The following is a 23,891-nucleotide window of genomic DNA, read 5'->3' as shown; positions in this document are numbered from 1 at the left end:
GACAACATTACCGTGACGCTGAGCCTTGCACCGACACCTTGATGTAATGGCGCAACACTCAAGCAACCGCTAGAAGTGCGTGCCTCAAGGTTCAAGACACAAAAGGTAGCGCAGATGGAACACGTGGATCACATCCTGATCGTAGACGACGATCGCGAGATCAGGGAGCTGGTGGGCAACTACCTGCGCAAGAACGGCCTGCGCGCCACGGTCATGGCCGACGGCAGGCAGATGCGCAACTTCCTGGAGTCAAACCGTGTCGACTTTATCGTGCTTGACATCATGATGCCTGGCGACGATGGCCTGGTGCTCTGCCGCGAACTGCGTGCCGGCAAGCACAAGGCTACGCCAGTGCTGCTGCTGACCGCGCGCAACGAAGAGGCCGACCGCATCGTCGGCCTTGAGATGGGCGCGGACGATTACTTGGTCAAGCCTTTCGCCGCCCGCGAACTGCTGGCGCGCATCAACGCGATACTGCGTCGCACGCGCATGCTGCCACCCAATCTGATCGTCAGCGAGGCCAACCGGTTGCTGGCGTTTGGCGCCTGGCGGCTGGACACTACGGCGCGTCACCTGCTCGACAGCGAGGACACCGTCGTGGCCTTGAGCGGCGCGGAATACCGCCTGTTGCGGGTGTTCGTCGACCACCCACAGCGGGTGCTGAGCCGCGACCAGTTGCTCAATCTGACCCAAGGCCGTGACGCCGACCTGTTCGACCGCTCGATCGACCTGCTGGTCAGCCGCCTGCGCCAGCGCCTGGGCGACGACGCCCGCGACCCGGCCTATGTGAAGACCGTGCGCAGCGAGGGCTACGTGTTCTCCTACGCTGTGCAGATCCTGGGGGAACCCGCATGAAGCCCACGCGCTGGCCACACACCCTGGCCTCCCGACTGTCGCTGATCTTCCTGGTCAGCCTGGTGATCGCTCATGGTCTGTCTTTCGGCCTGCAGTTCTATGAGCGCTACCAAAGCGCCAAGACCCTGATGCTGGGCAACCTGGAGCAGGACCTGACCACCACCGTGGCCATGCTCGAACGCCTTCCAGCCGAAGAGCGCCGGGCGTGGCTGCCGCGTTTCGTACACCCCAACTATCGTTACCAGCTGGATGAGGGCTTACCCGGCAAGCCTCTGGACATGGCGTCGTCGCCCGAATTCGTGCGATCCATGGAGGCGACCCTGGGCCGCGAGTACACCTTGAACTACATCCAGCTGGAAGACCTGCGCCCTCACTATCAGGCCCACTTGCGCTTGCACGACGGCAGCCCCTTGACCATCGATGTGCGACCTTCAATTTCACCGCTCTCAGCCTGGCTGCCGCTGGTGCTGGTCGGCCAGTTGCTACTGCTGCTGGGCTGTACTTGGCTGGCGGTGCGCACGGCCATTCGCCCGCTGACGCACCTGTCCAAAGCCGTCGACAGCCTCGACCCAAACGGCGCCGGCACGCGCCTGGATGAGTCGGGCCCGGTGGAGGTCGCCTACGCCGCTGTCGCCTTCAACACCCTGCAGGCACGCATTGCCGCCCATGTGAAGGAGCGCATGCAACTGTTGGCGGCCATCTCACATGACCTGCAAACGCCCATCACGCGCATGAAGCTGCGCGCCGAGCTGATGGACGATTCGCCCGAAAAAGACAAGCTGTGGAGCGACCTGAGTGAAATGCAGCATCTGGTCCAAGAGGGCGTGGCCTACGCCCGCAGCATGGATAGCTCGACCGAAGTAAGCCGCCGCATCGATGTGCAGGCTTTCCTGGAAAGCCTGGTGTTCGATTACCTCGACACCGGCAAGCACATCAACCTGGACATGGCTTGCGAGGCTGTACTCGACACCCGCCCCCATGCCCTGCGCCGGCTGCTGGTGAATCTGCTGGACAACGCCCTGAAATATGCTTCAGACGTCGAGATCGCGGTAACGAGACCCGGCGCTGGGAGCCTGACCATCCAGATTCTTGACCGTGGCCCCGGCATTCCCAACGAGTTGCTGGCCGAAGTGCTCAAGCCTTTCTATCGCCTGGAGAACTCTCGCAACCGCGACACAGGCGGAACCGGGCTCGGCCTGGCCATCTCCCAGCAACTGGCGATATCGCTGCAAGGCACGCTGGTGTTGCGCAACCGTGAGGGCGGTGGGTTGTGCGCTCAGTTGAGCCTCCCTGCCCTCGTTACCGAGCAGGTCAAAGCGTTGACCAACAGCTGACACCGTCTTCAGCGCGCAGCCATGAACGCACTGGGCGAATCACCCATCACCCGACGGAACATGCTGCTGAACGCGCTGACGCTGGAATAACCGAGCGCCTTCGCAACAACGCTGATCGCCTCGCCATTGTCGAGCCGGTCCAGGGCGCTGGCCAAACGTACCTGCTGTACCCAGCTGCGGAATGTCATGCCGGTCTGTTTGAGGAACAGACGGATCAGCGTGCGCGAGCTGGCTCCGACCTTGTCCGCCCAGTATTCGATGGTACGGGCATGCCCTGGTGCCTCAAGGATCGCATTACAGATCACCAACAAGCGTCGATCGGCCGGCCAGGGAATCTGCAGCGGCAAGGTCCGGGCAGACTCCAGTTCACTGAGGATCAGCGCGACCACGTGGGCATTACGCCCCTCCAGCTCATATTCGATGGGTTGGCTGGCCAGGATAAGGATCAGCTCGCGCAACAGCGTGGAAACCTCTAGCACCCGGCAGCGTTCACCGTAGCGGGCGGCGAGATCGGCCTGGATGTAGATAGAGCGCATGCTGACCGCACCCAGCATCAGCTGGTCATGCACCACGCCCGCCGGGATCCACAGGGCGCGCCTGGGAGGCAAAAACCATAGCCCGTCGTCCGTCGCCACGCGCATGACACCATGAGTGGCGTAGAGCAATTGGCCGTGGCGGTGGGTATGCGGTGCGTTGTAGGCGCCGGCGGGCTGGTTGCGCAAGAGCGCCGTCATCGGCAGCGCGACGTCCTGATAGTCGCGATAGTCCTCACTACGCCCACACAACGCATCGGTGTCGTCCCGCGCCCGTGCTTCTTTGTTCATCTCATACCCTTTGAGGTTGTCACTTGGCCGATACATTTTGGCACTTATCATCGCCAATGCCTCGTTACGATCCTTTGCAACCACCCGATACAAGGCGCGTCAACATGGCATCCGACAAACATCATCTAAAGGTCGTCATCGGTCTGCTGGTGCTTTCCCTGGCACTGCGCCCGGCGATCGTCTCCATCGGCCCGATCCTGCTGCCGATCCAGCAGCACTTCGGCCTGAGCTTCACCCAGGCAGCCTTGCTAACCGCCATCCCGGACGTGTGCATGGGCCTCATGGCCTTGCTGGCGCCCAGCCTGGCCCGACGTCACGGCACCGATCGCTGCGTGGTTGCCGCACTGGTTCTGCTCGGCGCCGCTTGCCTGCTGCGAGCGTTGGCCGGCACCACGATGCTGCTGTTGTTCAGCACCTTCCTGGTCAGTGTCGGCATCGCCATCGCCGGAGCGCTGATCGGTGGCTGGATCAAAACACACTTTCCCCAGCGTCCGGCATTGTTCATGGGTATTTACGCCGCCGGCCTGAGCGTCGGGGCCAGCCTGTCAGCAGTCCTGACCGCGCCCATTACGGCGCTTGCGCAAAGCTGGCGCGTAGGCAGCGGGATTTGGAGCATGCTGTGCGTGAGCGCGGTGCTTAGCTGGCTGTGGATGGGCAGGCGCTTGAGCGTAAGCACTCCGATAGTCGCACCGCTCGACAACCAGCCGACCAGGTTGCCCTGGACCGAGCCGCAAGCCTGGCGGGTAGCGCTGCACTTCGGCGCCAGTCAGTTCGTGGTCTATGCGCTGTTCGCCTGGCTGGCGCCGGCGTCCAGTGAACGGGCGCTGACATCCCTGCCTCCCGGCATTCTGCTCGGCCTGTTCACTGCGGTGTTTGCCGTAGCGAGCATCGTCGCCGGAGTGGTTCCCGGTAACCCCGAGGACCGTCGCGGTGTGCTGGCGCTGTCGACCTTGCTTGCCCTGGCCGGCGCTGCCGGCATGGCTTTCGCCCCTGCCGCAGCGCCGACGCTGTATGTGCTGCTGGTCGCTACCGGTCTGGGCATGGGTTTCACCGTGGGCATGACGCTGCCACTGGACCATGCGCAAACACCTGCGCAGGCCAGCGCCTGGACCGTTTTCATGCTGTTCATCGGCTATCTGATCGCCGCACTGGGACCCATCTGCTTCGGCGCCCTGCGCGATTACACCGACAACCATGACCTTGGGTTCGAGCTGCTGTTTGCCGTGCTCGTCTTGATGCTGTGCCTGACCACGGCGCTCAAACCGGCCCGCTCAGGCGCAGAAGGATTGAATCAGCTAACAGAAGCTGACAGGGCATAACGGGTAGTCGCCGGCATCGGCCCTCACTCTGGGAACTCGCCACTCTGTGCGCTGGCAAGCAGTGGCATCGACCTGGTACTTGCCATCGGACGACTGTGCGAAATTCTGTCGCCCAGCGTGGCCTGCTTGCTACTCGAGGCCTAGTGGACATCACAGCATCTGCTCAATCTGTACACCGCCAGCCTGCTGTTGGCGTCCCTGCTGGTCTGGTGCTGCTACCGGTCGCGCAGTGACACCTAGGTATCTATCGGCACATTTCCCGCCGCAGTGCACGCTCACTCGGCGGTGCCCGCAACACAGAGAATCGTCATGCCCAACGAACCAGACCTAAGCCACCTAATCAATGCCGTGCCCGGCTTCGTCTGGAGCGCCGACGCCAATGGCGAGGTCAATTTCATTAACCAGCGCTGGTGCGATTACACCGGCATGTCGCAAGAGCAGGCACGTGGCCAAGGCTGGACCGCATCGCTGCACCCGGACGACGCCGGAGGACTGCAGCAGTACTGGGTGGCCTTGATGCAGGCTGGCACGCCAGGTGAATACGAAGCTCGGCTAAGACGCCACGACGGTGCCTTTCGCTGGTTCCTGATCCGCGCCGTGCCGCAACGTGATGACGACGGAGCAGTGGTGTGCTGGTACGGCGAAAACACCGATATCGAAGACCGCAAGCAGGCTGAAGAAGCGCTGGACAAAGTCCGATCGGAAATGGCCCACCTGGCACGGGTAGCAAGCCTCGGCGCGCTCACGGCCTCCATTGCCCATGAGGTCAATCAGCCGCTGGCAGGCATTGTCACTAACGCCAGCACCTGCCTGCGCATGCTCGGTGCCACCCCACCCAACGTCGATGGCGCGATGGAGACCGCGCGGCGCACCATTCGTGACGGCAACCGTGCTGCGGATGTGATCACGCGCCTGCGCGCTTTGTTCGCCAGGCAAAGCGTGATGACCGAGGCAGTCGATGTAAACGAGGCAGCGCACGAAGTCATCACATTGCTGCTCGGCGAGCTACGGCGCAACGGCGTTGCGCTACAGGTGCAGTTTGCCAAGGGGCTGCCAGCGGTCATGGGGGACCGCGTGCAGCTGCAGCAGGTGATCCTCAACCTGATCATCAACGCCATCGAAGCCATGCGCAAAGCGGCCGGCACCGCACGGCAGCTGCTGGTGACCACGGTTCTGGACGGCCAGCATGGCGTGCACCTGGCTGTACGCGACAACGGCAGCGGTTTCGACCGCCAGGCCATGGAACGCATGTTTGAGACGTTCTACACCACCAAGGAATCCGGGATGGGTATCGGCCTATCCATCAGCCGCTCGATCATCGAACGCCACAATGGGGAGCTCTGGGCCACACTCAATGATGGCCAGGGGGCAACCTTTCACTGTGCCATTCCTCTGCCGACAACCAGCAGCGAAGCAACAGCCGACGGTGTCACCAAGGAGGTAAACGGATGAAAGGGCCCTTGCTCGTAGCAGTGGTCGATGACGACGAGTCGGTCCGCGAGTCACTGCCCGACCTGCTTAGAGAGTTCGGGTTCGCGGTAGAAGCATTCGCCTCGGCCCAGTCTTTCCTGAGCGCGTCTGGCCTGCAGCAGATCCGCTGCCTGATCCTGGATGTGCTGATGCCCGGCATGTCAGGCGCGGATCTGCTCCAGGCTCTGCAAGCCTGCGGCAATGCCATGCCGGTGATCCTCGTCACCGCCAACACCGATGCTTGCCGGGACCCGCGCCTGCAGGGCGCCGGCGTGGTCGACTGCCTGGCCAAGCCTTTTAGCGAGGCACAACTGCTCAAGGCACTGAGTGCCGCGTTGCCGGTTGGTTGATCAAGGACTTCAAGGAGCTGACCCGATGCTCGCCCGCCCCCTCACAGCCCCCGTGACGGCCACGGCAACGCCTGTGGTGTATGTCGTGGACGACGATATTTCCGTGCGCGAGTCGCTGGAACCGCTGATCCGCTTCGCCGACTGGCAGCCGCGGCTGTTCGCCTGTGCCCAGACCTTTCTCGCTCACCCCCGGGAGGTCGTGCCCAGTTGCCTGGTGCTGGATATCAATCTGCCGGGCCTGAACGGCTTGGACTTGCAGGCCAACCTGACCGGCGCGCAGCCGACCATGCCGATCATTTTCATCACCGGCTACGGCGATATTCCAGGCACGGTTCGCGCCATGAAGGCCGGCGCGCTGGAGTTCCTGACCAAGCCGTTCGACGCTGACATTCTGCTCGCGGCCATCAGCGCCGCGCTGGAAAAAAGCCGCAGCGCGCTGGAGCGCGAAGAGCACCTGCACGACCTTCGCATGCGCCATGCGTCATTGACCCCTCGCGAGCGGGAGATCATGAACCGGGTGGTGGCTGGCTGCATGAACAAGGTCATCGCCGCGGACCTCGACATCAGCGAAATCACGGTGAAGGCCCACCGCGGCAAGGTCACCCGCAAGATGAAAGCACGTTCGGTGGCTGAGCTGGTGCGCATGGCGTCACAGCTGACGGGGCCCACTGCTGACGAACAGTGAGCCCCGCGCCTGCGTGGCAGGCGTTGGTGGTTCCGGGTTTACCAATTCATGGCTGCGCTCCTGTAGACGGATCGAGTCGGTTGTTGATTTCAGTTTTCACCGATGCAGTTACTGGAAAGGGTACGGTAGTTCATCACTTGGGTCTGATTGTGCGAGTCGAGGTAGGTCAGCCGGGCATTGACCGGTCCGCAGGTCGGCGCATCATCCTGGCTGGTCGACACCACCTTCTTGATATCCAGCGGAGTGCCGTAGGTGTAGTTGCGCACGTTGTCGGCCGCTTCTGCGCGGGCAGCCAGGGTGCAGACATTCAGTGCGGCGAACAGGCAGGCGGCGTAGACGGTTTTGCGGTTCATGGTCGGGTTCTCCAGGCTTCAATGGGCTGTTCGTTTGAACCGAGGCGTTGCTGCTTCGCTTCGATAGAGCCCATTTAAAGCCGGCAAAGTACCTGGCCTGTGTCACGAACCCGGATTAATCGATCACAAGGTATCAACGCCGCCTGCCAATACGCTGTGATACAAACCCGCTGACACTGCTCGATCTAAACCAAAAACGAATCTGTCGAGCAGACTGCGGGCGTCCAGTCACCCCAAACCCCAGGTAGCGGAAAATCTCGCTAAGCGCTAACCGGGTTTAGCGCCCGGTCACCTGAGCGGATATTCAAAGGCGGGCTTTCCTGTCGACCTCGGCCAGACGCTTTTCGATCTGGCGCGTCTTTTCCTCCTGTTCCTTGATGGACGTGGGCGTAATGACCTTGTCCACCGCCTCGGTATCCTGGTCCGGGCGCTCAAGCACCGGGCCTTGCACCCGCTCGCCTTGCTGTGCTTCTTCAGAAGAGAGCGGCCGTGGGACTTTGTCGCCGTTCTTGCCATCGTCAGCTTTCATGGGCTGTTCCTCGCGGTCTAATGTGTTCTCAGAAGAGCCCTGATGCAGCCAAAAAGTTTGATCCGATTTGCATCAGCGCAGATACCGCTCAAGCGTCAGTGCGTTACCCAGTGCTGCGCTGGAGGCCGTGTTGTCGAAGATGCACCAGGTATCTGCACCTGCAGCGTGACTGCGCTGCAGCCGCTCAGCCAGCTGTTGCAGGTATTGTTGGGAATACTCGCTGTGGTAGATCCGCGGCTCGCCGTGCAAGCGCCAGTAGACCAATCCAGGCCAGCCAGCGGGTTGTGCGTCGGCAGCAAAGCGTGAAGGGCTCGCCGCCACCTGGGCAATACGCAAGTCGACCAACATCGATTGCGCCGCTTGCCAACTGGCGTGCCTGGGCTCGACCGCGACCGGCCCGGCATAGTGTTCGCGCAGGACTTCAAAGAAACGCCGGTCGCGCCCGGCATCATGGGCGAGCGACGGCGGCAACTGAACGAGCAGGCAACCCAGACGGTCCCCCAATTGCCGGCACTGGCCAAGAAACGCATCAAGCGCAACCTCGCAACCTTCCAAGTGTAGCTCGTGGGTGATGAGCCTGGGCAGCTTGACGGCGAAGCGAAAATGTTCCGGAACCGAGCAAGCCCAACGGGCATAGGTCGCAGGTAGATGCGCACGGTAGAACGAACTGTTGATCTCCACGGCATCAAGCCGCGCGGCATAGCGCTGCAGGTGGCTGCCCGGCAGCCGGAACTCGTCGGCGTACTGGCGGGACAAGCTCCAGCCCGCGCACCCCAGATGAATCATCATGGCATTCCAAATGCACTGTGTTGCTGCAATGGAGTCGTCAAGGCAGGTCGTCGTTCAATAAGCGCAAAGCGCCGAACAAGAGGCGCCAGAGACGAGTCGGCGCTCTGCCTGGCTTATTTCGATTATCGCGTTCATCCCGGCAACCCCTCAGGGTTGCTGGTAGTGTCCTGGCGATGTGCCGGGCTCGTGGTCATGCTCAAGACGCTGCACTTGCACATCGGTGAATGAAGAAGCCTCGTTGCGGTGCAGGCCCTGCAAGTATTCGCGCGCAGCTTCGCGGCTCAGGTCTTCCTGGTCACTGCGGAACTCGCAAGTACCGGGCTGGTTGTCGAGGATATAGCTGATCAAGTACAGGTAGCTGGGCATTTTGAAGGTCCTAGGGCGGGTGGAGTGAGAAGCGAATCTTCCAGGTTGAGCCTGACTCCGTTGCCTCCGTTCACCCCAATTGACGACTGGCGTTGCCATCACGGCTTAATGCGCCATACCGCAGGGGTCCAAGTGCTGCGCCTGTCCCTTCACCATGCTCTCAGGTTGTCGAGGGAACCAGCTTCGAAGTGTTTGTCACGTCATCCATGCCTGCATCACACCACCACTGAACCAGTTGCTCTGAACTTTGCCCGCCTAACAGCCTTCCCCTGCATACCCCCCACGTTTTAGGGAGCTTGCACCATGATTGATCAAGCAACAGGCATGAAGCCAGGTGAACGGTACAGCGTTGAAAACCTTGAACGCGCCCATCAGTTCCCAGGCTTTTTCCAAGACGGCAAGTATTACCTCAGCCCAGAGCTTCTGACGGCTATCGGATGGCTGGAAGGCGACCGATTCATCTACGACAGTCTCGATGCTGAAGGCGAGCCCATTTTCCCTGGGCGGGTGGCCGGCACCATCAGCGACTTGACCTTGAATCTTGTGGACGGTACCTCCCTCCAGCTCTCGCGCATCGAAGCCAGTGAGACCTTCACGGCGCCGATAAGCGAGCCCATTTCACCCGCCGATGAGCCGCCCCCGTTGACTCACTCGCCGATCAGAGGCCCGCTGCGCGGCAAGGTGGTTGTGATCACCGGAGCGTCCAGTGGCATAGGCCGCGCCGCAGCCCATGCCTTTGCCTGCAAAGGCGCGCGTCTGGTTCTGGCCGCACGAGATGAGCAGGCGTTGTTCGAAACGCTGGATGAATGCACCGATTGCGGCACCGATGCTGTCGCCGTAACGACCGACATGACCCAGAGCGATCAGGTACTCGCCTTGGCGGAACGTGCTGCAGAGTTTGGTCATGGCCGAATAGACATCTGGATAAACAACGCGGGCGTGGGTGCGGTGGGCAGTTTCGAGGAGACGCCGCTCGAAGCCCATGAGCAGGTCATCCAGACCGACTTGGTGGGTTACCTTCGAGGGGCCTACGTAGCGCTCCCCTACTTCAAGAAACAGGGCAGCGGTACGCTGATAAACACCTTGTCGCTAGGGAGCTGGGTTGCACAACCCTATGCCGCAGCCTACTCAGCCAGCAAATTCGGCTTGCGCGGGCTCACTCAGGCACTCAGGGGCGAGCTCACTGAATTCCCCGACATCCACGTCTGTGACATCTACCCAGCCGTAATGGATACCCCTGGCTTCCGCGATGGCGGCAACTACACAGGCCATGCGCTCAAACCGCCAGGGCCCATCTACGATCCAGAGCTCGTGGCAAAGGCGATGGTGGCCTGCGCTATTTCACCTCACGCCAACACCACTGTCGGTGCAAGCGCCCGCCTCGCGCATTTGGCCAGCTATCTGATGCCCGGGTTACCGGCGCTGTCGGGATGGCTCACGCGCTGGGGATTGAACCGTAGCCCTGGCGCAGCGAAGTCTTCAGGCAACCTCTTTGAACCGCCGATTGGTCGGCGAAGTATCGAAGGCGGATGGAGAACCCCGAAGGCCAGACCCCCTTTGCTGCTGAGTGCCGCAGTGATCGGGTTCCTCGCCGGGTTCGTCATTACCCATGCCCAACGTCGGCGCCGGTGAACGATCTTGATGACGCAAAGATTCGGCTGGCCAGCTGATCTCGCCTGGGTTTCTCTCAAGCGGAAATCCAGGCGTTCTTTTGACGCGTTTGCTGCTGATCACTGCCAGAGCCTCATCAGCGCACCATGTACGCCCGTCACCGGGTCTTGCTCCGGGTGCGGCACTCGGGCAATACGCGCCAGCGCCTGCTGGTGAGCGCCGGTTTCGGGTCGCTGGGTATCGTAATCTTCCTGCCCCTGGGGATAGGCGCCCACGACCAGGAATTCGTCGCTGGACGAGATGCAACGATGGCCTGTCCCTGCCGGCAAAACCAGAACATCGCCCGCCTTGACCGTCAGCGCCTGACCCGCTGCGCCGCCCAGCATGATCGGAGCCTGGCCGCGGGCAACGCCGAGCACCTCGTGTGCATTGGGGTGGAAATGGTGGTAGTCGAAAATCCCGGCACGCCACAGCGGGGTCCACTGATGAGCGGCGAACAAGGACTCGAACGCGCTGGCGTTGTCATGCGCAGGCGCAAGTTTCAGCTGGTAGAGCAACACGGGGAAACGGCTATTGGGTGTCGCGCCGTCGTCCTCGAATCGCAAGGCCTGGATGGGCTGGGCGCTACTGTCGATGGCAATCATGAGGGCATCCTGATCAGGCTGGTAATGTCCTTGAGAAGCCATACCCGTGCCGAGGTTCCTATGGACTGACCACCTACAACCTGTTGAAACTTTACCCTCCGCGGCCCAGTCCAGACCCTATTGATCACAGATAGGGAGAAGACGATGACAACGACGGTAGGCGACTTCCTGGTCGAGCGCTTGTACCAGTGGGGCGTTCGACGCATCTTCGGCTACCCGGGGGACGGCATCAATGGCGTATTTGGTGCATTGAGCCGAGCCAACGGGAAGATTGAATTCATCCAGGCCCGCCATGAAGAGATGGCCGCATTCATGGCCAGCGCTCACGCCAAGTTCACCGGTGAGCTCGGTGTGTGCATCGCCACTTCCGGACCCGGCGCCTCGCACCTGCTGACCGGCCTCTACGATGCACGAATGGATCACCAGCCGGTACTGGCCATCGTCGGCCAGCAAGCGCGTGCGGCGCTAGGCGGGCATTACCAGCAAGAGCTCGACCTGTTGTCGATGTTCAAGGATGTGGCCGGAGCCTTCGTACAGCAGGCCTCGACCCGGGAGCAAGTGCGGCACCTGCTCGACCGTGCAGTGCGTACCGCCGTCGGCGAACGTCGGGTCACCGCCATCATCCTGCCCAATGACTTACAGGACCTGCCCTATCAGGAGCCGGCGAGGGCACACGGCACGGTGCATTCGGGCATCGGCTACAGCAAGCCCAAGGTCGTGCCGTTCGACGCTGACCTGCAGCGGGCGGCCGAGGTGCTCAATGCCGGGAAAAAGGTGGCGATCCTGGTCGGTGCCGGCGCCTTGCAGGCCACCGAGCAGGTCATCGCCGTCGCCGAAAAGCTCGGCGCCGGCGTGGCCAAGGCACTACTGGGCAAGGCCGTGCTGCCTGACGACCTGCCCTGGGTCACCGGTGCCATCGGCCTGCTCGGTACGGAACCGAGCTACCAGTTGATGAATGAGTGCGACACCTTGCTGATGATCGGCTCAGGCTTTCCCTATGCCGAGTTCCTGCCCAAGGAAGGTCAGGCCCGTGGCGTGCAGATCGACCTGCAACCGGACATGCTCAGCCTGCGCTATCCAATGGAAGTCAACCTGGTCGGCGATGCCAGCGAAACCCTGCAAGCATTGCTGCCCTTGCTGCAGCACAAAAGCGAGCGGCGCTGGCGCGGCAAGGTCGAACGCTGGCGCACACAGTGGGACAAGACCCTGGAAAAGCGCGCGCTGGCCAAGGCCGACCCGATCAACCCGCAACGCGTGGTGTGCGAACTCTCCCCGCGCCTTCCGGACCACGCCATCGTCACCAGCGACTCTGGGTCGTGCGCCAACTGGTTCGCCCGCGACCTGAAGATCCGCGAAGGGATGCAATGCTCATTATCCGGCGGCCTTGCCAGCATGGGCGCGGCGGTACCTTATGCCATCGCGGCGAAGTTCGCCCACCCTCAGCGCGCGGTGGTGGCGTTGGTGGGTGACGGCGCGATGCAGATGAACAACCTGGCCGAGCTCATCACCGTGGCCAAATACTGGCGCCAGTGGGACAACCCGCAGTGGATCTGCGCGGTGTTCAACAACGAAGACCTCAACCAGGTGACCTGGGAACAACGGGTCATGGAAGGTGACCCCAAATTCGAGGCCTCGCAATCGATCCCGGACGTGCCCTATCACCTGTTCGCCATTTCCATTGGCCTGCAAGGCATCTATGTGGAGCGTGAAGAAGACATTGCCAGCGCCTGGGAGCGCGCCCTGGCAGCCGACCGACCGGTGCTGATCGAGTTCAAGACCGACCCGGACGTCCCGCCGTTGCCACCCCACATCAAGCTTGAGCAAGCGAAGAAGTTCGCCAGTGCGTTGCTTCATGGCGATCCGAATCAGGGTGGTGTCATCGTCCAGACTGCCAAGCAAGTGTTCAGCTCAGTACTGCCGAGTAAAAAATAGACCCTGCCCGAGACCCGCGCTCAGGCGCGGGTTGCGGTTTAGCTATCCGGGGCGGCGCTCATCTTGTGGATGAGGCGTCGGACCGCTTGTCAGGATGCGGATCTATCAGATATTCGACGAGCGTGACGGCGCAGGCCGAGATTCCTTCCAGCAGGGCCATCTCGAAACCATGGGTATTTTCGGTCGGGATCGCGATGCAGCCAGCCTTGGCATCAATACCTGTACTCAACACCGCGCTGGCATCGGATGCAAAATCTACCAGCAATGCGGTTTGGGGAACGTACCCTGCCCGCCGAGCGGCGGTCATCAGCGCCTGCACCACGGTGCGGCTGTAGTATCCCTTCTGATCGCCGGTATTGATGATCGGGTTGGCCGTCAGCTCCGTTCCATATTCTTCAAGCACCGGCCCGACCTCGACCGCAATGGTGGTCTCTCCCGGTAACCTGGCTGCCGCGTAGAGCGCACCGGCATTGGATTCCTCTTCCAGCGTGGTCAAGACGAACCACACATCCTGGTGCAATTCCTCACGCCGTGCTCGCAGCAAACGGGCGCACTCGATCACCGCAGTGAGCGGTGCACGGTCATCAAGAAAATGGGCAGCCACACAGTCATGGACAGTGAACGGTTTGCGCCAATGCTGACTGAGCACCACGCGGGTGCCGGGGCGCACGCCAGCGCCTTGCAGCTCGCGCTTCGACATGCGCGTGACTACGTATACATCCTTCCACTGAACATTGCCTGCGAGCACATCTCTCCCGTTGGAAGTCCGACCACTGTTGTGCATCGAGCCATAGGACAGAACACCGGGCAGGTTTTTTTCATCGCCAAGGATATCGACAGGGCAGACACCGAAGCTGATCGGCTGAGCACCACCCAAGGCCAAAACTTCCAGCGTTCCGTTCTCGCGGACGTTCTTGACGATCATTGCAATCTCATCAAGGTGTGCCATGACCCTGATGGCGTCTTCTGGATTACAGGAATGCCCCGCTCGAACCACGCCCACGACATTGCCAGCCCCGTCAATACGCGCATCGTCGCACAAAGAAGCCAATTCGCGCTGACAGATGGCCCTTACCTCATCTTCCTGGCCGCCAGGGCCGCGAGCATTCAGCAGCTCGGTCAATAACGCATGGATTTCCACCGCTCACCCTCCTCACTCCATCGCCAGTTGTTGACCCTGCCCCATCAGCCCGCGTTCAGCCGATTGGCTGGTATTGCAGGCATTTCTTTGAGCAACCACCTTTGGTGGAAACAATGCCAGAGGACTCATGAGTAGCGCTCCAGGCTACTTGCGGCGCAGGCTCTAGGACACATGAAATAAAGCGCCTAATACTTCATGCGTTTCGTCCGGTGGATGCGAATTTGTGGGAGTGATTGCCTCCAGGCTAGCGGTCGAAGTTGAACACAGACTTTCCTGTGTGACTGACATGAGGTGAAAGATCATGGCTAACAACCAAACCAATCGCGGGCATCAAGGCGGCACTGCACAGAACAACCCCGGCAATTTTGCCAACGACCGAGAGAAAGCGTCCGAGGCGGGGCGCAAGGGTGGCCAATCCTCGGGCGGCAACTTTGCCAACGACCGTGAACGCGCCTCGGAGGCTGGCCGCAAGGGCGGACAAAACAGCCACGGAGGCGGTCGCAACAGCTAAGGCCGCTGGCCAATGTTGAAGGTGCCAGGGCGAGAACTCGCCCTGGCGCTCTTCAGAGAGATTGGCCATCGTCTTCGATGTCTTCCTCAGCCTCTGCAGCACCAGTGGCGTCAGCGTCATTCAAAGGCGGTGAAGTCGGTTTTTCCGGATCGTTGATGAACGGCACACCACTTGGGCCGTGCTCTTCAAGACCTTCGGTTTTTGGTTGCATAGCAAAGCCTCCCGGCAATATTACTCATGTGCCTGTGAGGGACGAAGGACGAGAAAAATTCAAAGGAAACGCTAGGCGGCAAAATACGACGCCACGCCAGCAATCACGCCTGCAATTTTTTTCAATTGCTGCCCATTGGTCAGCTTGACGCGATTCGAAGCATCGTCTTTGAACTTCGCGGTTGATGGAATGGCCTTCCCTTTCAGGTCCATCGTAAACGGAGAATTCACAATGAATGCGCAACTGAGCGGCAAACGCGTGGCTTTCCTGGTCACTGACGGGTTTGAACAGATAGAGCTCACCGGCCCGCGTGAAGCCCTGGAAAAAACTGGCGCCGTGGTCGACATCCTGAGTGACAAGGAGGGAACTGTACGCGGCTGGAACCATGACAAGCCGGCAGACGAGTTTGCCGTGGATGCAACGTTCGACAGTGCCCACCTGGATCTCTATGACGCCATTGTCCTGCCGGGCGGCGTGCAGAATTCCGACACCATCCGGCTGATACCTGGCGCCCAGAAGCTGGTGAAAAGCCACGACTCTGCAAACAAGCCATTGGCGGTCATCTGTCATGGCGCCTGGCTGCTGGTGTCGACCGGCCTGGTCCAAGGCAAGCGGATGACCAGCTACAAGACGCTGCAGGACGATATTCGCAATGCAGGCGGTGACTGGGTTGATGAAGAGGTAGTGGTGGATGGCAACCTGATCACCAGCCGCCAGCCGGACGATATCCCGGCATTCAACGAGCAACTGATCAAGATGCTGGTCGGTTGAGCCCTCTCTCAGCACACCGAAAAGGCAAGGCGCGCTGACACGATCAGCCTTAAAAAATCCGTGGCACAACCGCAGGAGCTTTTACCATGCGAGACTTCCCTACGCCGCCCTTTCCTTCGCAACCGCAAAGCGTCCCCGGCTCACAACGCAAGATGGAGCCCTATCCAGATTGTGGTGAGCACTCCTATACCGGCCACAACCGCCTGGAAGGCAAGATTGCGCTCATCACCGGTGCTGACAGTGGCATCGGGCGGGCAGTCGCCATCGCCTATGCACGCGAGGGTGCTGACGTCGCCATCGCTTACCTCAACGAACATGAAGATGCGCAGGACACTGCGCGCTGGGTCGAAGCAGCAGGGCGAAAATGTCTTCTGCTCCCTGGAGACTTGGCGCAGAAACAGCACTGCCATGACATCGTCGAGAAGACCGTCAAACAGTTCGGGCGCATAGACATCCTGGTCAACAACGCTGCCTTCCAGATGGCCCATGAGACCCTGGAGGAGATCAGCGATGACGAATGGGTGAAAACCTTCGATACCAACATCACCGCTATCTTCAGGATCTGCAAAGCAGCATTACCCTCCATGCCCAAGGGCAGCTCGATCATCAACACGAGTTCGGTCAACTCCGACGACCCATCCCCCAGTTTGCTGGCCTACGCCACGACCAAGGGCGCCATTGCCAACTTCACGGCTGGGTTGGCTCAGCTACTAGGGAAGAAAGGGATTCGAGTCAACAGCGTTGCGCCCGGCCCCATCTGGACGCCTCTGATCCCGGCTACCATGCCCGACGAGGCCGTAAGAAACTTCGGCTCCAGCTACCCCATGGGGCGGCCAGGACAGCCGGTGGAGGTCGCGCCAATCTACGTGCTGCTCGGCTCCGACGAGGCGAGCTACATCAGTGGTTCACGGTACGCTGTTACCGGCGGGAAACCGATCCTCTGACGAAAAGAGGCTCGCCAGAAGGCGAGCCTACTTCCTGACTTTCGGGATGGAATCAGCGTTGTGCTACCCCTCCTCACGTGCTGTTTTTTGCGCCGTGGACACCGATTGAGCTGAACCAATCACCGCTTGATTGCGTCCACCGCACAACAACAAGCGAGTCATGTCTTATGGCAAGCGAACCCGTATTGACTGCCCTCAGCTATCTCAAAGACAACAAGTTGATCCTGACGACCGCAGAGTCGTGCACGGCAGGTTGCATGGTGGCGCTTCTGGCGGCGGTGCCCGGCACCGGGGAGGTACTGGAAAGTGGCTATGTGGTCTACTCCCCCAGCGCCAAGAAACGCTTGCTTGGCGTCAGCGCCGAAACCATCGAACGCTACGGCCTGACCAGCGAGCCAGTAGCCTGGGAAATGGCGCTGGGGGCGTTGAGAGACAGCGACGCCAATGTCGCGATCGCTACCACTGGCGTCGCGGGGCCCGCGCCTGAGTCCGGTGTGCCACCGGGCACCCTGTGCTTTGCCTGGGCTTTTGCCGGGGAGCCCACAGCCGTATTTACCCGTACCCAACGTTTCTTCGGTGAGCGGTCTGAGGTCATGCGCCAGGGAGCGTTGTTCGGGCTGACGCGGCTTGCTCACTATCACCAACGCTGGCTTCGCGGCGAGCGCGCCTGAGGGCAAAGGATCATGCCGGAAGACGAATGGGCGTCCAGACGCAATCCTGTTCAAGAAGACATGTCGATGCAGCAACGCGTCTGGCGCTTCGAGCGCGTTGGCTGGTATGTACTCGTCATCATCGTCCTGCTGGCCTTGGCAGGGCTGTTCGGCAACGGCCCGCTCAGCGATGCTGAGGTGGTCAGCCCGGATGGTCGTGTCAAAGTCGAGTATCAGCGCCTCAGTCGCAGTGGTACGACCGACAACCTCTACATCACTGTTCGAGGCGAGCCTGGGCAGCCGGTGGAGATAGAGCTCGAGGGCTCTTTACTTCGCGCTGCCAGTATCGAGACGATGCAGCCGGAACCGCAGCGTTCGATGTCGCACGGCCCTGCCCTGTTACTGCAACTGGGTACCCGCAACGACGGCGTGGCCACCTTGTACCTGACGCTTCGAAGTGATCACGTGGGTACCCTGGAGGGCGTCGTCAGGGCAGGCCCCCGAAGCGCTGTCCACTTCTCCACATTCCTCTACCCATAGGAGTGCGTCATGGATTCGATCCTCCGCGCAGCTGGGATGTACCTGGCCCTTATGCTGCTATTCCGCGTAGCCGGACGACGCTCTCTGGCCGACCTGACCACCTTCGACTTCGTCTTACTGCTGATTATTGGAGAGGCGACTCAACAGGCGCTGCTGGGTGAGGATTTTTCGTTCACCAACGCCATGCTGGTGATTGCTACGCTGATCGTCCTCGACGTAGGGCTGTCGTTGGCGAAGCTCAACTCCAAGCCCTTGGCGCGGCTTCTGGATGGGCACGCTACCCTGGTCGTCGAAAACGGGCGCTTTCTGCATCACCGAATGCGCCGCGCGCGCCTCACGGAAGACGACATTCTTGAGTCGGCGCGGGATAGCCAGGGTATCGAGAACATCGAGCAGGTGAAGTTTGCCATCGTGGAGCGCAATGGCAAGATCTCGATCATTCCAGCCGACTAAAGCACCCATATCGCCTGGGCATGATCGATGCTGGGAACGGGCATCCTGTCGCGATGGGACATCAACCACTCGCGCATACGTTCGGCATCGAAAATCTGCCCCTCTTCCATCATCATCAGAATGAGTGAATGGGACATCCGGTAACAACCACATCGGGAGCATCGCCGCTCCTCCCAACCGCTGATGCATTCGACGGACTCAGCCTGACCCGCGCAGATTAGACAACTCATGTAAGCCCCCTTTTGTTCTTGTTCAGTTGAGGGTGGGTGAAAGGATCTGGCGCATTCAATGTCTCTCGCATGACATATGATTTCCACGCCACGCCTAAATTCCTTCTACTTGGCAACCCGTCACAAGACCTTATCCACCTGGCTGTTAATCGGGCAGCGCTGGTCATCGCTGATCTGTGCCCGGATCGCTGATGCCACCCATCGTGAACGTTGAACCCCGCCGCTTCGCCGTGACTCAACCCCAGGCAAGTTTTGTATTCTCAACCCGTGATGAGGTAACGCCATGAACGCTATCGATTTGCTGATTCAGGATCACAAGCTGGTGAAGAAGCTTCTTGAAGAACTGTCCGCCACCACAGAGCGAGCCGTGAAAAAACGTGCCGAGCTACTGCAGAGAATCGAGCAGGAATTGCAGATTCACACGGCGCTCGAGGAGGAAATCCTCTACCCGGCCATCAAGGAAGCCGGGGGCAAGGAAGAAGCGAAGATGTACTACGAGGCCAAGGAGGAGCACCGCACTGTCGACTCCCTCGTCATCCCTGACCTTCTCGGCACTGACACCGGCACCGTTGAGTTTGCCGGTCGGGTCAAGGTCATGAAAGAGCTGCTGGAGCATCACATCGAGGAAGAAGAAGGCGAGCTCTTCCCGACCGCCAAAAAACTCCTTGGCAAAGACATGCTGGAACAGCTCGGGCAAACCATGGAAACCCAGAAAAAGTTGCTCAAGGGCGAGCAGCGGGCCGCCTGATGGGGCCATTCCCTGCCAGCCTGATGAAGCTGGCAGGGAATTTCTCATCGAGCTTGTTCCAGGAAGCAGTTGAAACGGCTCAGGCAGCAGGTCTGAGCGCCCCGAGCCAGCTTGCTCAGGCGTTGGGGGTGAGCTTGATGCCACCACAGCGACCCCGAGTCAGCAGGTAGTCCACCTGCCTGGCCCGATTGACCGCCACGCGGATTTCACAGCTGGCCGAGTTGACCACATCGCCCCAATACTCGGTATGCACCAGTTGGCCGTTCTGCGGACCGGTGTAGGTACCCAGCGCTTCACGCGACACATAAGAGGTGTCGCGGCGATAGATCAGCACCACCCAGTCCTTCTCCGGTGCCAGCGCGATCTCGCTGGGTGTACCGAAGTGATCGACCGCCTGGGCCACCGGGCGGTTCTTCCAGTAACTGCGGGCCTGGGCTTCGGGCAGGGTCGGAATGGCAGAGCAGCCGACGAGCAGCAGTGCGGCGATCATCAGCGAGAGCAGTGTTTTCATCGCACCACCTCCTTGGCAGGTGCATTCCGGGCGGGCATCTGGTCGAAGGCCTGATCGACCATCTTCAGGATGAGGTCCCTGCCATGCTCGCGGTTACGCAACTGGAACAGGCCTGGAGCGGTCGCCACCATCTGGGTGGGCAGCATCTTGCCCATCGGAATCATGAACTTGGCCTGGCGCTGGCTTGGCTGGCAAAGAAAGTCACGGCTCTGCGCCAACCACGTCTCGGGCTTCTTCTGCCACTGAGTGGAGACCTTCACCGGCCGGATATCGTTGTAGAACTTGTCGACGTTCTGCGCACCCTTGAGGCGCACACGATTTTTGGCGCAATCGACCTCGACGTCATAGGCGGTCATGGTCGGCTTGGCGCCCTCTTCGTAAAGCCTGAATACCCCAAGCGAACGGATACCGCCCGGGCGCTGGAAGATATTGGCAGGCTCGCCATCGACGACGAAGGCTTCGTTCTTGTACATGCCGCCTTGCTGGTGGATGAGCCAGTAGTCGCCGACCGAGGAAGGTTCGGCCTGTGCGGTAACTGCACCGCAGCAGAGCAATGCCGCAAGCCCGTGCTTGAGGGAAATGGTCATGACGCAACAGTCCTTGTCAGTGTTATCGCTCAGACGCAGCGCATCGGAGGAAGTAGGCATGGAAAGCTAGTTGCCTGACAGGGTTACGTCAAATCAAGTGTCGACGACTGTGAGCGGGAGCACACATGGTTGCGGCGTCAGCATGCTGCGAGCATCACTTGACGAAGCCCGCATACCGCCGAGCAATCAACGAAGCGCTATGCCAACATATGCCCCCTGACCCGTACCACAGGCTCACCCATGCTCTACGTTGTCATGCTCGGAGGAAGACATCCTCGGGCCAGCATCGAAGTCCACGACGTGGTCTTCGCCCACGCCGACACGCTCGACCAGACCTACCCGCAGCTGCGCAGCGCCTGGTTCGGCAGCCCTAAAGGCTTGCACATCGATTCCTGGCTGGAAGTCCACGGTGTGGATGGCTATCGCGTCGAGCTCGGCCACGCCGCACCACCGCCCGGCGCCATGCGCTTGTTCTTGCTGAACCTGGGAGGCTACGCACCTGGCGTGTTTGGCGAGGATCACCGCTACTTGCTGGTAACGGCTACCGACAAGGCCGCCGCCAAGCAGATTGGCAAGCGACGCATGGCAGCCGGTTGGCTGAAGCCGCATACCGACACAGTGGTGGATGTCGACGACTGCCTGCCGGTGGACCTGGTCGACGGTCGCTACGTGCAGCTGGTCGAGGGCGAGCATCGAGGCACGCTGCAGCGCAGCGACTACATCGTCATCTGAGCGAAGGTGTGGACCGAAACGCTGACCGCTAACGTTGCTGGCGGCGCCTGCCCAGTTCGATCCAGACCGGCGCATGATCGCTGGCCTTGGCCTCGTTGCGTACCCAGGCATCCACACCCGCCCGTTTCAGATAGGGGGCCAGGTCGGGATTGAGCAGCAAGTGGTCGATCCGCAGCCCGGCATTGCGTGCCCAGTGATTGCGAAAATAGTCCCAGAACGTGTAGATGCGCTGCTCTGGGTACAGGTGGCGAACAGCATCGACCCAGCCTTGCGCCAGCAACTGCTCGAAACACGCCCGTGACTCAGGTTGCAGCAGCGCGTCCTTGAGCCACGAACGTGGGTTGTAGATGTCCAGGTCAGTCGGCACGACATTGAAATCGCCCGCCAGCACCGTGGGATGGCTGCTGCCATGCAGTGCCTGGGCATGCTTGATCAGGCACTCGAACCAGCGCAATTTGTACTCGAACTTCGGGCCGGGTTGCGGGTTGCCATTGGGCAGATACAGACAGCCCACCAGCACGCCCTGCACCGCAGCTTCGAGATAGCGGCTCTGCTCATCGTCCTCCATGCCGGGCAGGCCACGACGGACCTCCAGTGGTTCGCTATCGCGCGCCAGGATTGCAACGCCGTTCCAAGAAGGTTGCCCTTGGTAAAGGCAGCCATAACCCGCCGCCTCAAGCGCCTCGCGAGGAAACTGTTGATCGGCCGCCTTCAATTCCTGCAGGCAGACGATGTCCGGTTGCTCCCGCGCCAGCCAGGCCAACAACGCGGGCAGGCGGCTGCGGATGCCATTGATATTGAAGGTGGCAATCTTCAGCGCTTTCATGCGTCAGGGTCGTTCACGTGGGCCTGGACGGCGTCTTCCAGTGCCCGGACATGGGCCTGATCGGCCAACGCCTTCAGCGCCAGCCAGTCATCCCAGTCGATGGCGCCATCGTCACGCAGCGCCTCGGCGGTGCGAACCAGTTCATGGTGGTAGGCATCCGGCGACTCGCGCCGGTAACTGACGTCGTCGTACTGTGCGTACCAGGCTTCAAGTTCAGGAATGCTGCGTTCGATGCTCATGATGACGGCCTCGTTATACCCCTCTTTGTGAGAGCCCGCCCTGCGCGCAACGTTCCAATGAGCATTGGATCAGGACCGCTGGTGCTTGTCGGATGCAGCCTGTTCCCGCTTACCCCGATCGAACAGAAGCCGCTATTTAGCGAGTCAGTATTTAGTACCACCGGACTTACTCACCTGAACTTTGCTGACTGTCATGGCTTCCCCTGCATACCTACCACGCAAACATGCACTTGCAGGAGCAGACACTCATGAGAGCATTGACCTACCACGGAGCACACGACGTCAGGGTCGATAACGTCCCTGATCCCATCATCCAGGAACAAGACGACATCATCCTCAAGGTGACCGCCACCGCCATCTGCGGCTCCGATCTGCACCTCTATCGAGGCAAAATTCCGCAAACCGAAGCGGGCGATATTTTCGGGCACGAGTTCATGGGTATCGTCGAGGACACCGGCAGTGCCGTTACCAATCTGAAGATCGGCGATCGCGTCGTGATCCCCTTCGTGATCGCCTGCGGCAGTTGCTTCTTCTGTCAGCACGATCTGTTCGCGGCTTGCGAGACTACCAACACCGGGCGCGGCGCGATCATCAACAAAAAAGGCATTCCCCCAGGAGCTGCCCTATTCGGATACAGCCATCTGTATGGCGGTATCCCTGGCGGCCAAGCCGACTATGTCAGGGTGCCCAAAGGTAATGTCGGCCCGTTCAAAGTGCCCACGAACCTTGCCGATGACAAGGTGCTGTTTCTTTCCGACATTCTGCCGACCGCCTGGCAGGCGGTGATCAATGCCGACATCGGCCAGGGTTCGTCAGTGGCCATCTACGGGGCCGGGCCAGTGGGCTTGTTGAGTGCTGCCTGCGCGCGGATGCTCGGCGCCCAGACCATCTTCATGGTCGACGACAACGATTACCGCCTGGCGTATGCCCAGGAGGCCTACGGAGTCATACCCATCAACTTCGAGCAGGACGACGACCCTGCAGACAGCATCATCCGTCAGACACCTGGCATGCGCGGCGTGGATGCCGTGATCGACGCGGTCGGCTTCGAGGCCAAGGGCAGCACTGCAGAAACGGTGATGACAGCGCTGAAAATCGAAGGCAGCAGTGGCAAGGCGCTACGCCAGAGCATTGCTGCGGTTCGCCGTGGCGGGGTTGTCAGCGTCCCCGGTGTGTATGCCGGCTTCATCCACGCCTTCATGTTCGGCGATGCCTTCGACAAGGGCCTCACCTTCAAGATGGGTCAGACCCATGTCCAGAAATACCTGCCAGAGCTGCTGCAACACATCGAAGCCGGACGCCTGCAACCGGAACTGATCGTCACCCACCGCCTGGCGCTCGAGGAGGCGGCGATGGGATACAAGATATTCGATCAGAAGCAGGACAACTGCCGCAAGGTCATCCTCGTGCCAGGCGCTGCGGCGGGCACCCTGGGCCCTGACTACGTGTAGAGGAGGCAAGGTCATGAACGGTTTAGCCAGTTACTTCTGGATTGCCGTGGCGGCAATTCTTCTACTCATCGATCTGTGGGCAATCGTCAGCGTGTTCAGGAGCGACAAGACGGATGCCGTCAAAGCGGCTTGGGCCCTGCTGATCCTGGCGCTACCGCTCGTGGGTCTGGGTATCTGGGGCGTTGCTGGCCCACGAGGCATCAAACGAGGCACCGGGCCCACTTCTGACGAGCACAGCAAAGGCTGACGTTACTGAGGTTGGCGCTACGGCACACCTCGCCCGCT

31 protein-coding genes are annotated in these 23,891 nt (G+C 60.7%); 18 read left to right on the top strand and 13 right to left on the bottom strand.

Translation table 11 applies throughout. The features are described from left to right. Positions 1-114 precede the first annotated feature (114 nt). Positions 115-855 carry a response regulator gene (locus tag ACNFHO_RS17390; protein ID WP_054893741.1) on the top strand — a complete coding sequence of 247 codons (741 nt, stop codon included), beginning with the start codon at positions 115-117 and terminating at the stop codon, positions 853-855. Then, the gene (locus ACNFHO_RS17385; protein ID WP_416766936.1) at positions 852-2,189 is read left to right on the top strand and encodes a sensor histidine kinase; all 1,338 of its coding nucleotides are present in this window, start codon (positions 852-854) and stop codon (positions 2,187-2,189) included. The genes ACNFHO_RS17390 and ACNFHO_RS17385 overlap by 4 nt, the downstream gene beginning before the upstream one ends. Before the next feature lie 8 nt (positions 2,190-2,197). Here ACNFHO_RS17385 and ACNFHO_RS17380 read toward each other — a convergent pair whose 3' ends face one another. Continuing rightward, complete coding sequence (locus ACNFHO_RS17380) at positions 2,198-3,013, bottom strand: AraC family transcriptional regulator (RefSeq protein ID WP_112899562.1); 816 nt, start codon at positions 3,011-3,013, stop codon at positions 2,198-2,200. Between the two features lie 104 nt (positions 3,014-3,117). Between ACNFHO_RS17380 and ACNFHO_RS17375 the strand changes: the two genes are divergently transcribed. The 4 genes from ACNFHO_RS17375 (at position 3,118) to ACNFHO_RS17360 (ending at position 6,837) form a co-directional block, all read left to right on the top strand. Continuing rightward, a complete protein-coding gene (locus tag ACNFHO_RS17375) occupies positions 3,118-4,332 on the top strand; it encodes a CynX/NimT family MFS transporter (RefSeq protein ID WP_416766935.1) in 1,215 nt (404 codons plus the stop codon). A 309-nt stretch (positions 4,333-4,641) separates the two neighbouring features. Continuing rightward, positions 4,642-5,784 (top strand): ATP-binding protein, encoded by a 1,143-nt coding sequence (locus ACNFHO_RS17370; RefSeq protein ID WP_416766934.1) that lies wholly within the window; start codon positions 4,642-4,644, stop codon positions 5,782-5,784. Then, positions 5,781-6,152 carry a response regulator transcription factor gene (locus ACNFHO_RS17365; RefSeq protein ID WP_112898110.1) on the top strand — a complete coding sequence of 124 codons (372 nt, stop codon included), beginning with the start codon at positions 5,781-5,783 and terminating at the stop codon, positions 6,150-6,152. Before ACNFHO_RS17370 ends, ACNFHO_RS17365 begins: the two co-directional genes overlap by 4 nt. Before the next feature lie 25 nt (positions 6,153-6,177). Then, on the top strand, positions 6,178-6,837 hold the full coding sequence (locus ACNFHO_RS17360; RefSeq protein ID WP_151924525.1) for a response regulator transcription factor: 660 nt from the start codon (positions 6,178-6,180) through the stop codon (positions 6,835-6,837). 89 nt (positions 6,838-6,926) lie between these two features. On the opposite strand, the gene ACNFHO_RS17355 is transcribed toward ACNFHO_RS17360, so the two are convergent. The 4 genes from ACNFHO_RS17355 to ACNFHO_RS17340 form a co-directional block, all read right to left on the bottom strand. Further along, positions 6,927-7,190, bottom strand: a complete 264-nt coding sequence (locus ACNFHO_RS17355) for a DUF2790 domain-containing protein (protein ID WP_153774677.1) — start codon at positions 7,188-7,190, stop codon at positions 6,927-6,929. A 304-nt stretch (positions 7,191-7,494) separates the two neighbouring features. Next, complete coding sequence (locus ACNFHO_RS17350) at positions 7,495-7,719, bottom strand: hypothetical protein (protein WP_416766933.1); 225 nt, start codon at positions 7,717-7,719, stop codon at positions 7,495-7,497. Positions 7,720-7,791: 72 nt separating this feature from the next. Beyond that, the gene (locus tag ACNFHO_RS17345; protein ID WP_416767048.1) at positions 7,792-8,505 is read right to left on the bottom strand and encodes a DUF72 domain-containing protein; all 714 of its coding nucleotides are present in this window, start codon (positions 8,503-8,505) and stop codon (positions 7,792-7,794) included. A 150-nt stretch (positions 8,506-8,655) separates the two neighbouring features. After that, entirely contained in the window at positions 8,656-8,874 is a 219-nt protein-coding gene (locus ACNFHO_RS17340) for a hypothetical protein (RefSeq protein WP_054893733.1), read from the bottom strand. Positions 8,875-9,177: 303 nt separating this feature from the next. On the opposite strand from ACNFHO_RS17340, the gene ACNFHO_RS17335 reads away from it, so the two are divergent. Next, positions 9,178-10,506 carry an SDR family oxidoreductase gene (locus ACNFHO_RS17335; RefSeq protein ID WP_416766932.1) on the top strand — a complete coding sequence of 443 codons (1,329 nt, stop codon included), beginning with the start codon at positions 9,178-9,180 and terminating at the stop codon, positions 10,504-10,506. Positions 10,507-10,604: 98 nt separating this feature from the next. On the opposite strand, the gene ACNFHO_RS17330 is transcribed toward ACNFHO_RS17335, so the two are convergent. Continuing rightward, complete coding sequence (locus tag ACNFHO_RS17330) at positions 10,605-11,129, bottom strand: cupin domain-containing protein (RefSeq protein WP_416766931.1); 525 nt, start codon at positions 11,127-11,129, stop codon at positions 10,605-10,607. A gap of 144 nt (positions 11,130-11,273) precedes the next feature. On the opposite strand from ACNFHO_RS17330, the gene ACNFHO_RS17325 reads away from it, so the two are divergent. Further along, positions 11,274-13,061, top strand: coding sequence for a thiamine pyrophosphate-requiring protein (locus ACNFHO_RS17325; RefSeq protein WP_416766930.1), 1,788 nt, complete (start codon positions 11,274-11,276; stop codon positions 13,059-13,061). 58 nt (positions 13,062-13,119) lie between these two features. Here ACNFHO_RS17325 and ACNFHO_RS17320 read toward each other — a convergent pair whose 3' ends face one another. Next, complete coding sequence (locus ACNFHO_RS17320; protein WP_416766929.1) at positions 13,120-14,202, bottom strand: M28 family peptidase; 1,083 nt, start codon at positions 14,200-14,202, stop codon at positions 13,120-13,122. Positions 14,203-14,503: 301 nt separating this feature from the next. On the opposite strand from ACNFHO_RS17320, the gene ACNFHO_RS17315 reads away from it, so the two are divergent. Further along, positions 14,504-14,713 carry a general stress protein gene (locus ACNFHO_RS17315; RefSeq protein WP_051096970.1) on the top strand — a complete coding sequence of 70 codons (210 nt, stop codon included), beginning with the start codon at positions 14,504-14,506 and terminating at the stop codon, positions 14,711-14,713. 52 nt (positions 14,714-14,765) lie between these two features. Here the strand turns inward: ACNFHO_RS17315 and ACNFHO_RS17310 are convergent, their stop codons facing one another. Together ACNFHO_RS17310 and ACNFHO_RS17305 are read right to left on the bottom strand one after the other, a co-directional pair. Further along, the gene (locus ACNFHO_RS17310) at positions 14,766-14,924 is read right to left on the bottom strand and encodes a hypothetical protein (RefSeq protein WP_172964773.1); all 159 of its coding nucleotides are present in this window, start codon (positions 14,922-14,924) and stop codon (positions 14,766-14,768) included. Between the two features lie 71 nt (positions 14,925-14,995). Further along, complete coding sequence (locus ACNFHO_RS17305) at positions 14,996-15,136, bottom strand: hypothetical protein (RefSeq protein ID WP_416766928.1); 141 nt, start codon at positions 15,134-15,136, stop codon at positions 14,996-14,998. Between the two features lie 19 nt (positions 15,137-15,155). Between ACNFHO_RS17305 and ACNFHO_RS17300 the strand changes: the two genes are divergently transcribed. The 6 genes from ACNFHO_RS17300 (at position 15,156) to ACNFHO_RS17275 (ending at position 19,260) form a co-directional block, all read left to right on the top strand. Beyond that, on the top strand, positions 15,156-15,695 hold the full coding sequence (locus ACNFHO_RS17300; protein ID WP_063544668.1) for a type 1 glutamine amidotransferase domain-containing protein: 540 nt from the start codon (positions 15,156-15,158) through the stop codon (positions 15,693-15,695). A gap of 86 nt (positions 15,696-15,781) precedes the next feature. After that, positions 15,782-16,639 carry an SDR family oxidoreductase gene (locus ACNFHO_RS17295; RefSeq protein WP_063544666.1) on the top strand — a complete coding sequence of 286 codons (858 nt, stop codon included), beginning with the start codon at positions 15,782-15,784 and terminating at the stop codon, positions 16,637-16,639. A gap of 167 nt (positions 16,640-16,806) precedes the next feature. Then, positions 16,807-17,310: a CinA family protein gene (locus ACNFHO_RS17290; protein WP_054893726.1), complete on the top strand. Its 504-nt coding sequence runs from the start codon at positions 16,807-16,809 to the stop codon at positions 17,308-17,310. A gap of 66 nt (positions 17,311-17,376) precedes the next feature. Next, on the top strand, positions 17,377-17,829 hold the full coding sequence (locus tag ACNFHO_RS17285) for a hypothetical protein (protein ID WP_416766927.1): 453 nt from the start codon (positions 17,377-17,379) through the stop codon (positions 17,827-17,829). 9 nt (positions 17,830-17,838) lie between these two features. Then, positions 17,839-18,282 (top strand): DUF421 domain-containing protein, encoded by a 444-nt coding sequence (locus ACNFHO_RS17280; RefSeq protein ID WP_414155362.1) that lies wholly within the window; start codon positions 17,839-17,841, stop codon positions 18,280-18,282. A gap of 513 nt (positions 18,283-18,795) precedes the next feature. After that, complete coding sequence (locus ACNFHO_RS17275; protein WP_054893723.1) at positions 18,796-19,260, top strand: hemerythrin domain-containing protein; 465 nt, start codon at positions 18,796-18,798, stop codon at positions 19,258-19,260. Between the two features lie 115 nt (positions 19,261-19,375). On the opposite strand, the gene ACNFHO_RS17270 is transcribed toward ACNFHO_RS17275, so the two are convergent. Continuing rightward, positions 19,376-19,771 carry a hypothetical protein gene (locus tag ACNFHO_RS17270; RefSeq protein ID WP_416766926.1) on the bottom strand — a complete coding sequence of 132 codons (396 nt, stop codon included), beginning with the start codon at positions 19,769-19,771 and terminating at the stop codon, positions 19,376-19,378. After that, entirely contained in the window at positions 19,768-20,358 is a 591-nt protein-coding gene (locus tag ACNFHO_RS17265; protein WP_054893721.1) for a hypothetical protein, read from the bottom strand. Before ACNFHO_RS17265 ends, ACNFHO_RS17270 begins: the two co-directional genes overlap by 4 nt. 240 nt (positions 20,359-20,598) lie before the next feature. Here ACNFHO_RS17265 and ACNFHO_RS17260 point away from each other — a divergent pair, with 240 nt between their 5' ends. Continuing rightward, a complete protein-coding gene (locus tag ACNFHO_RS17260) occupies positions 20,599-21,090 on the top strand; it encodes a DUF1543 domain-containing protein (RefSeq protein WP_416766925.1) in 492 nt (163 codons plus the stop codon). A 28-nt stretch (positions 21,091-21,118) separates the two neighbouring features. Here ACNFHO_RS17260 and xth read toward each other — a convergent pair whose 3' ends face one another. Both xth and ACNFHO_RS17250 read right to left on the bottom strand, forming a co-directional pair. Beyond that, entirely contained in the window at positions 21,119-21,916 is a 798-nt protein-coding gene (gene xth / locus ACNFHO_RS17255; protein WP_416766924.1) for an exodeoxyribonuclease III, read from the bottom strand. After that, the gene (locus tag ACNFHO_RS17250; RefSeq protein ID WP_054894654.1) at positions 21,913-22,155 is read right to left on the bottom strand and encodes a hypothetical protein; all 243 of its coding nucleotides are present in this window, start codon (positions 22,153-22,155) and stop codon (positions 21,913-21,915) included. Before ACNFHO_RS17250 ends, xth begins: the two co-directional genes overlap by 4 nt. Before the next feature lie 248 nt (positions 22,156-22,403). Between ACNFHO_RS17250 and ACNFHO_RS17245 the strand changes: the two genes are divergently transcribed. Continuing rightward, positions 22,404-23,606 (top strand): zinc-dependent alcohol dehydrogenase, encoded by a 1,203-nt coding sequence (locus ACNFHO_RS17245; RefSeq protein WP_414155358.1) that lies wholly within the window; start codon positions 22,404-22,406, stop codon positions 23,604-23,606. Positions 23,607-23,619: 13 nt separating this feature from the next. After that, a complete protein-coding gene (locus tag ACNFHO_RS17240; RefSeq protein WP_054894652.1) occupies positions 23,620-23,853 on the top strand; it encodes a PLDc N-terminal domain-containing protein in 234 nt (77 codons plus the stop codon). Positions 23,854-23,891: the final 38 nt, after the last annotated feature.

The organism is Pseudomonas sp. NY15374 (assembly GCF_048068255.1).
GTDB classification, from domain to species: Bacteria; Pseudomonadota; Gammaproteobacteria; order Pseudomonadales; family Pseudomonadaceae; genus Aquipseudomonas; species Aquipseudomonas machongensis.
This window is presented reverse-complemented; position numbering and strand designations above follow the sequence as displayed.

What these genes read in the sequence shown, in the direction of transcription:
- ACNFHO_RS17390 (WP_054893741.1), top strand. Translation starts at nt 115, where the DNA reads ATGGAACACGTGGATCACATCCTGATCGTAGACGACGATCGCGAGATC.
- ACNFHO_RS17385 (WP_416766936.1), top strand. Translation starts at nt 852, where the DNA reads ATGAAGCCCACGCGCTGGCCACACACCCTGGCCTCCCGACTGTCGCTG.
- ACNFHO_RS17380 (WP_112899562.1), bottom strand. Translation starts at nt 3,013, where the DNA reads ATGAACAAAGAAGCACGGGCGCGGGACGACACCGATGCGTTGTGTGGG.
- ACNFHO_RS17375 (WP_416766935.1), top strand. Translation starts at nt 3,118, where the DNA reads ATGGCATCCGACAAACATCATCTAAAGGTCGTCATCGGTCTGCTGGTG.
- ACNFHO_RS17370 (WP_416766934.1), top strand. Translation starts at nt 4,642, where the DNA reads ATGCCCAACGAACCAGACCTAAGCCACCTAATCAATGCCGTGCCCGGC.
- ACNFHO_RS17365 (WP_112898110.1), top strand. Translation starts at nt 5,781, where the DNA reads ATGAAAGGGCCCTTGCTCGTAGCAGTGGTCGATGACGACGAGTCGGTC.
- ACNFHO_RS17360 (WP_151924525.1), top strand. Translation starts at nt 6,178, where the DNA reads ATGCTCGCCCGCCCCCTCACAGCCCCCGTGACGGCCACGGCAACGCCT.
- ACNFHO_RS17355 (WP_153774677.1), bottom strand. Translation starts at nt 7,190, where the DNA reads ATGAACCGCAAAACCGTCTACGCCGCCTGCCTGTTCGCCGCACTGAAT.
- ACNFHO_RS17350 (WP_416766933.1), bottom strand. Translation starts at nt 7,719, where the DNA reads ATGAAAGCTGACGATGGCAAGAACGGCGACAAAGTCCCACGGCCGCTC.
- ACNFHO_RS17345 (WP_416767048.1), bottom strand. Translation starts at nt 8,505, where the DNA reads ATGATTCATCTGGGGTGCGCGGGCTGGAGCTTGTCCCGCCAGTACGCC.
- ACNFHO_RS17340 (WP_054893733.1), bottom strand. Translation starts at nt 8,874, where the DNA reads ATGCCCAGCTACCTGTACTTGATCAGCTATATCCTCGACAACCAGCCC.
- ACNFHO_RS17335 (WP_416766932.1), top strand. Translation starts at nt 9,178, where the DNA reads ATGATTGATCAAGCAACAGGCATGAAGCCAGGTGAACGGTACAGCGTT.
- ACNFHO_RS17330 (WP_416766931.1), bottom strand. Translation starts at nt 11,129, where the DNA reads ATGATTGCCATCGACAGTAGCGCCCAGCCCATCCAGGCCTTGCGATTC.
- ACNFHO_RS17325 (WP_416766930.1), top strand. Translation starts at nt 11,274, where the DNA reads ATGACAACGACGGTAGGCGACTTCCTGGTCGAGCGCTTGTACCAGTGG.
- ACNFHO_RS17315 (WP_051096970.1), top strand. Translation starts at nt 14,504, where the DNA reads ATGGCTAACAACCAAACCAATCGCGGGCATCAAGGCGGCACTGCACAG.
- ACNFHO_RS17310 (WP_172964773.1), bottom strand. Translation starts at nt 14,924, where the DNA reads ATGCAACCAAAAACCGAAGGTCTTGAAGAGCACGGCCCAAGTGGTGTG.
- ACNFHO_RS17305 (WP_416766928.1), bottom strand. Translation starts at nt 15,136, where the DNA reads ATGGACCTGAAAGGGAAGGCCATTCCATCAACCGCGAAGTTCAAAGAC.
- ACNFHO_RS17300 (WP_063544668.1), top strand. Translation starts at nt 15,156, where the DNA reads ATGAATGCGCAACTGAGCGGCAAACGCGTGGCTTTCCTGGTCACTGAC.
- ACNFHO_RS17295 (WP_063544666.1), top strand. Translation starts at nt 15,782, where the DNA reads ATGCGAGACTTCCCTACGCCGCCCTTTCCTTCGCAACCGCAAAGCGTC.
- ACNFHO_RS17290 (WP_054893726.1), top strand. Translation starts at nt 16,807, where the DNA reads ATGGCAAGCGAACCCGTATTGACTGCCCTCAGCTATCTCAAAGACAAC.
- ACNFHO_RS17285 (WP_416766927.1), top strand. Translation starts at nt 17,377, where the DNA reads ATGCAGCAACGCGTCTGGCGCTTCGAGCGCGTTGGCTGGTATGTACTC.
- ACNFHO_RS17280 (WP_414155362.1), top strand. Translation starts at nt 17,839, where the DNA reads ATGGATTCGATCCTCCGCGCAGCTGGGATGTACCTGGCCCTTATGCTG.
- ACNFHO_RS17275 (WP_054893723.1), top strand. Translation starts at nt 18,796, where the DNA reads ATGAACGCTATCGATTTGCTGATTCAGGATCACAAGCTGGTGAAGAAG.
- ACNFHO_RS17270 (WP_416766926.1), bottom strand. Translation starts at nt 19,771, where the DNA reads ATGAAAACACTGCTCTCGCTGATGATCGCCGCACTGCTGCTCGTCGGC.
- ACNFHO_RS17265 (WP_054893721.1), bottom strand. Translation starts at nt 20,358, where the DNA reads ATGACCATTTCCCTCAAGCACGGGCTTGCGGCATTGCTCTGCTGCGGT.
- ACNFHO_RS17260 (WP_416766925.1), top strand. Translation starts at nt 20,599, where the DNA reads ATGCTCTACGTTGTCATGCTCGGAGGAAGACATCCTCGGGCCAGCATC.
- xth (WP_416766924.1), bottom strand. Translation starts at nt 21,916, where the DNA reads ATGAAAGCGCTGAAGATTGCCACCTTCAATATCAATGGCATCCGCAGC.
- ACNFHO_RS17250 (WP_054894654.1), bottom strand. Translation starts at nt 22,155, where the DNA reads ATGAGCATCGAACGCAGCATTCCTGAACTTGAAGCCTGGTACGCACAG.
- ACNFHO_RS17245 (WP_414155358.1), top strand. Translation starts at nt 22,404, where the DNA reads ATGAGAGCATTGACCTACCACGGAGCACACGACGTCAGGGTCGATAAC.
- ACNFHO_RS17240 (WP_054894652.1), top strand. Translation starts at nt 23,620, where the DNA reads ATGAACGGTTTAGCCAGTTACTTCTGGATTGCCGTGGCGGCAATTCTT.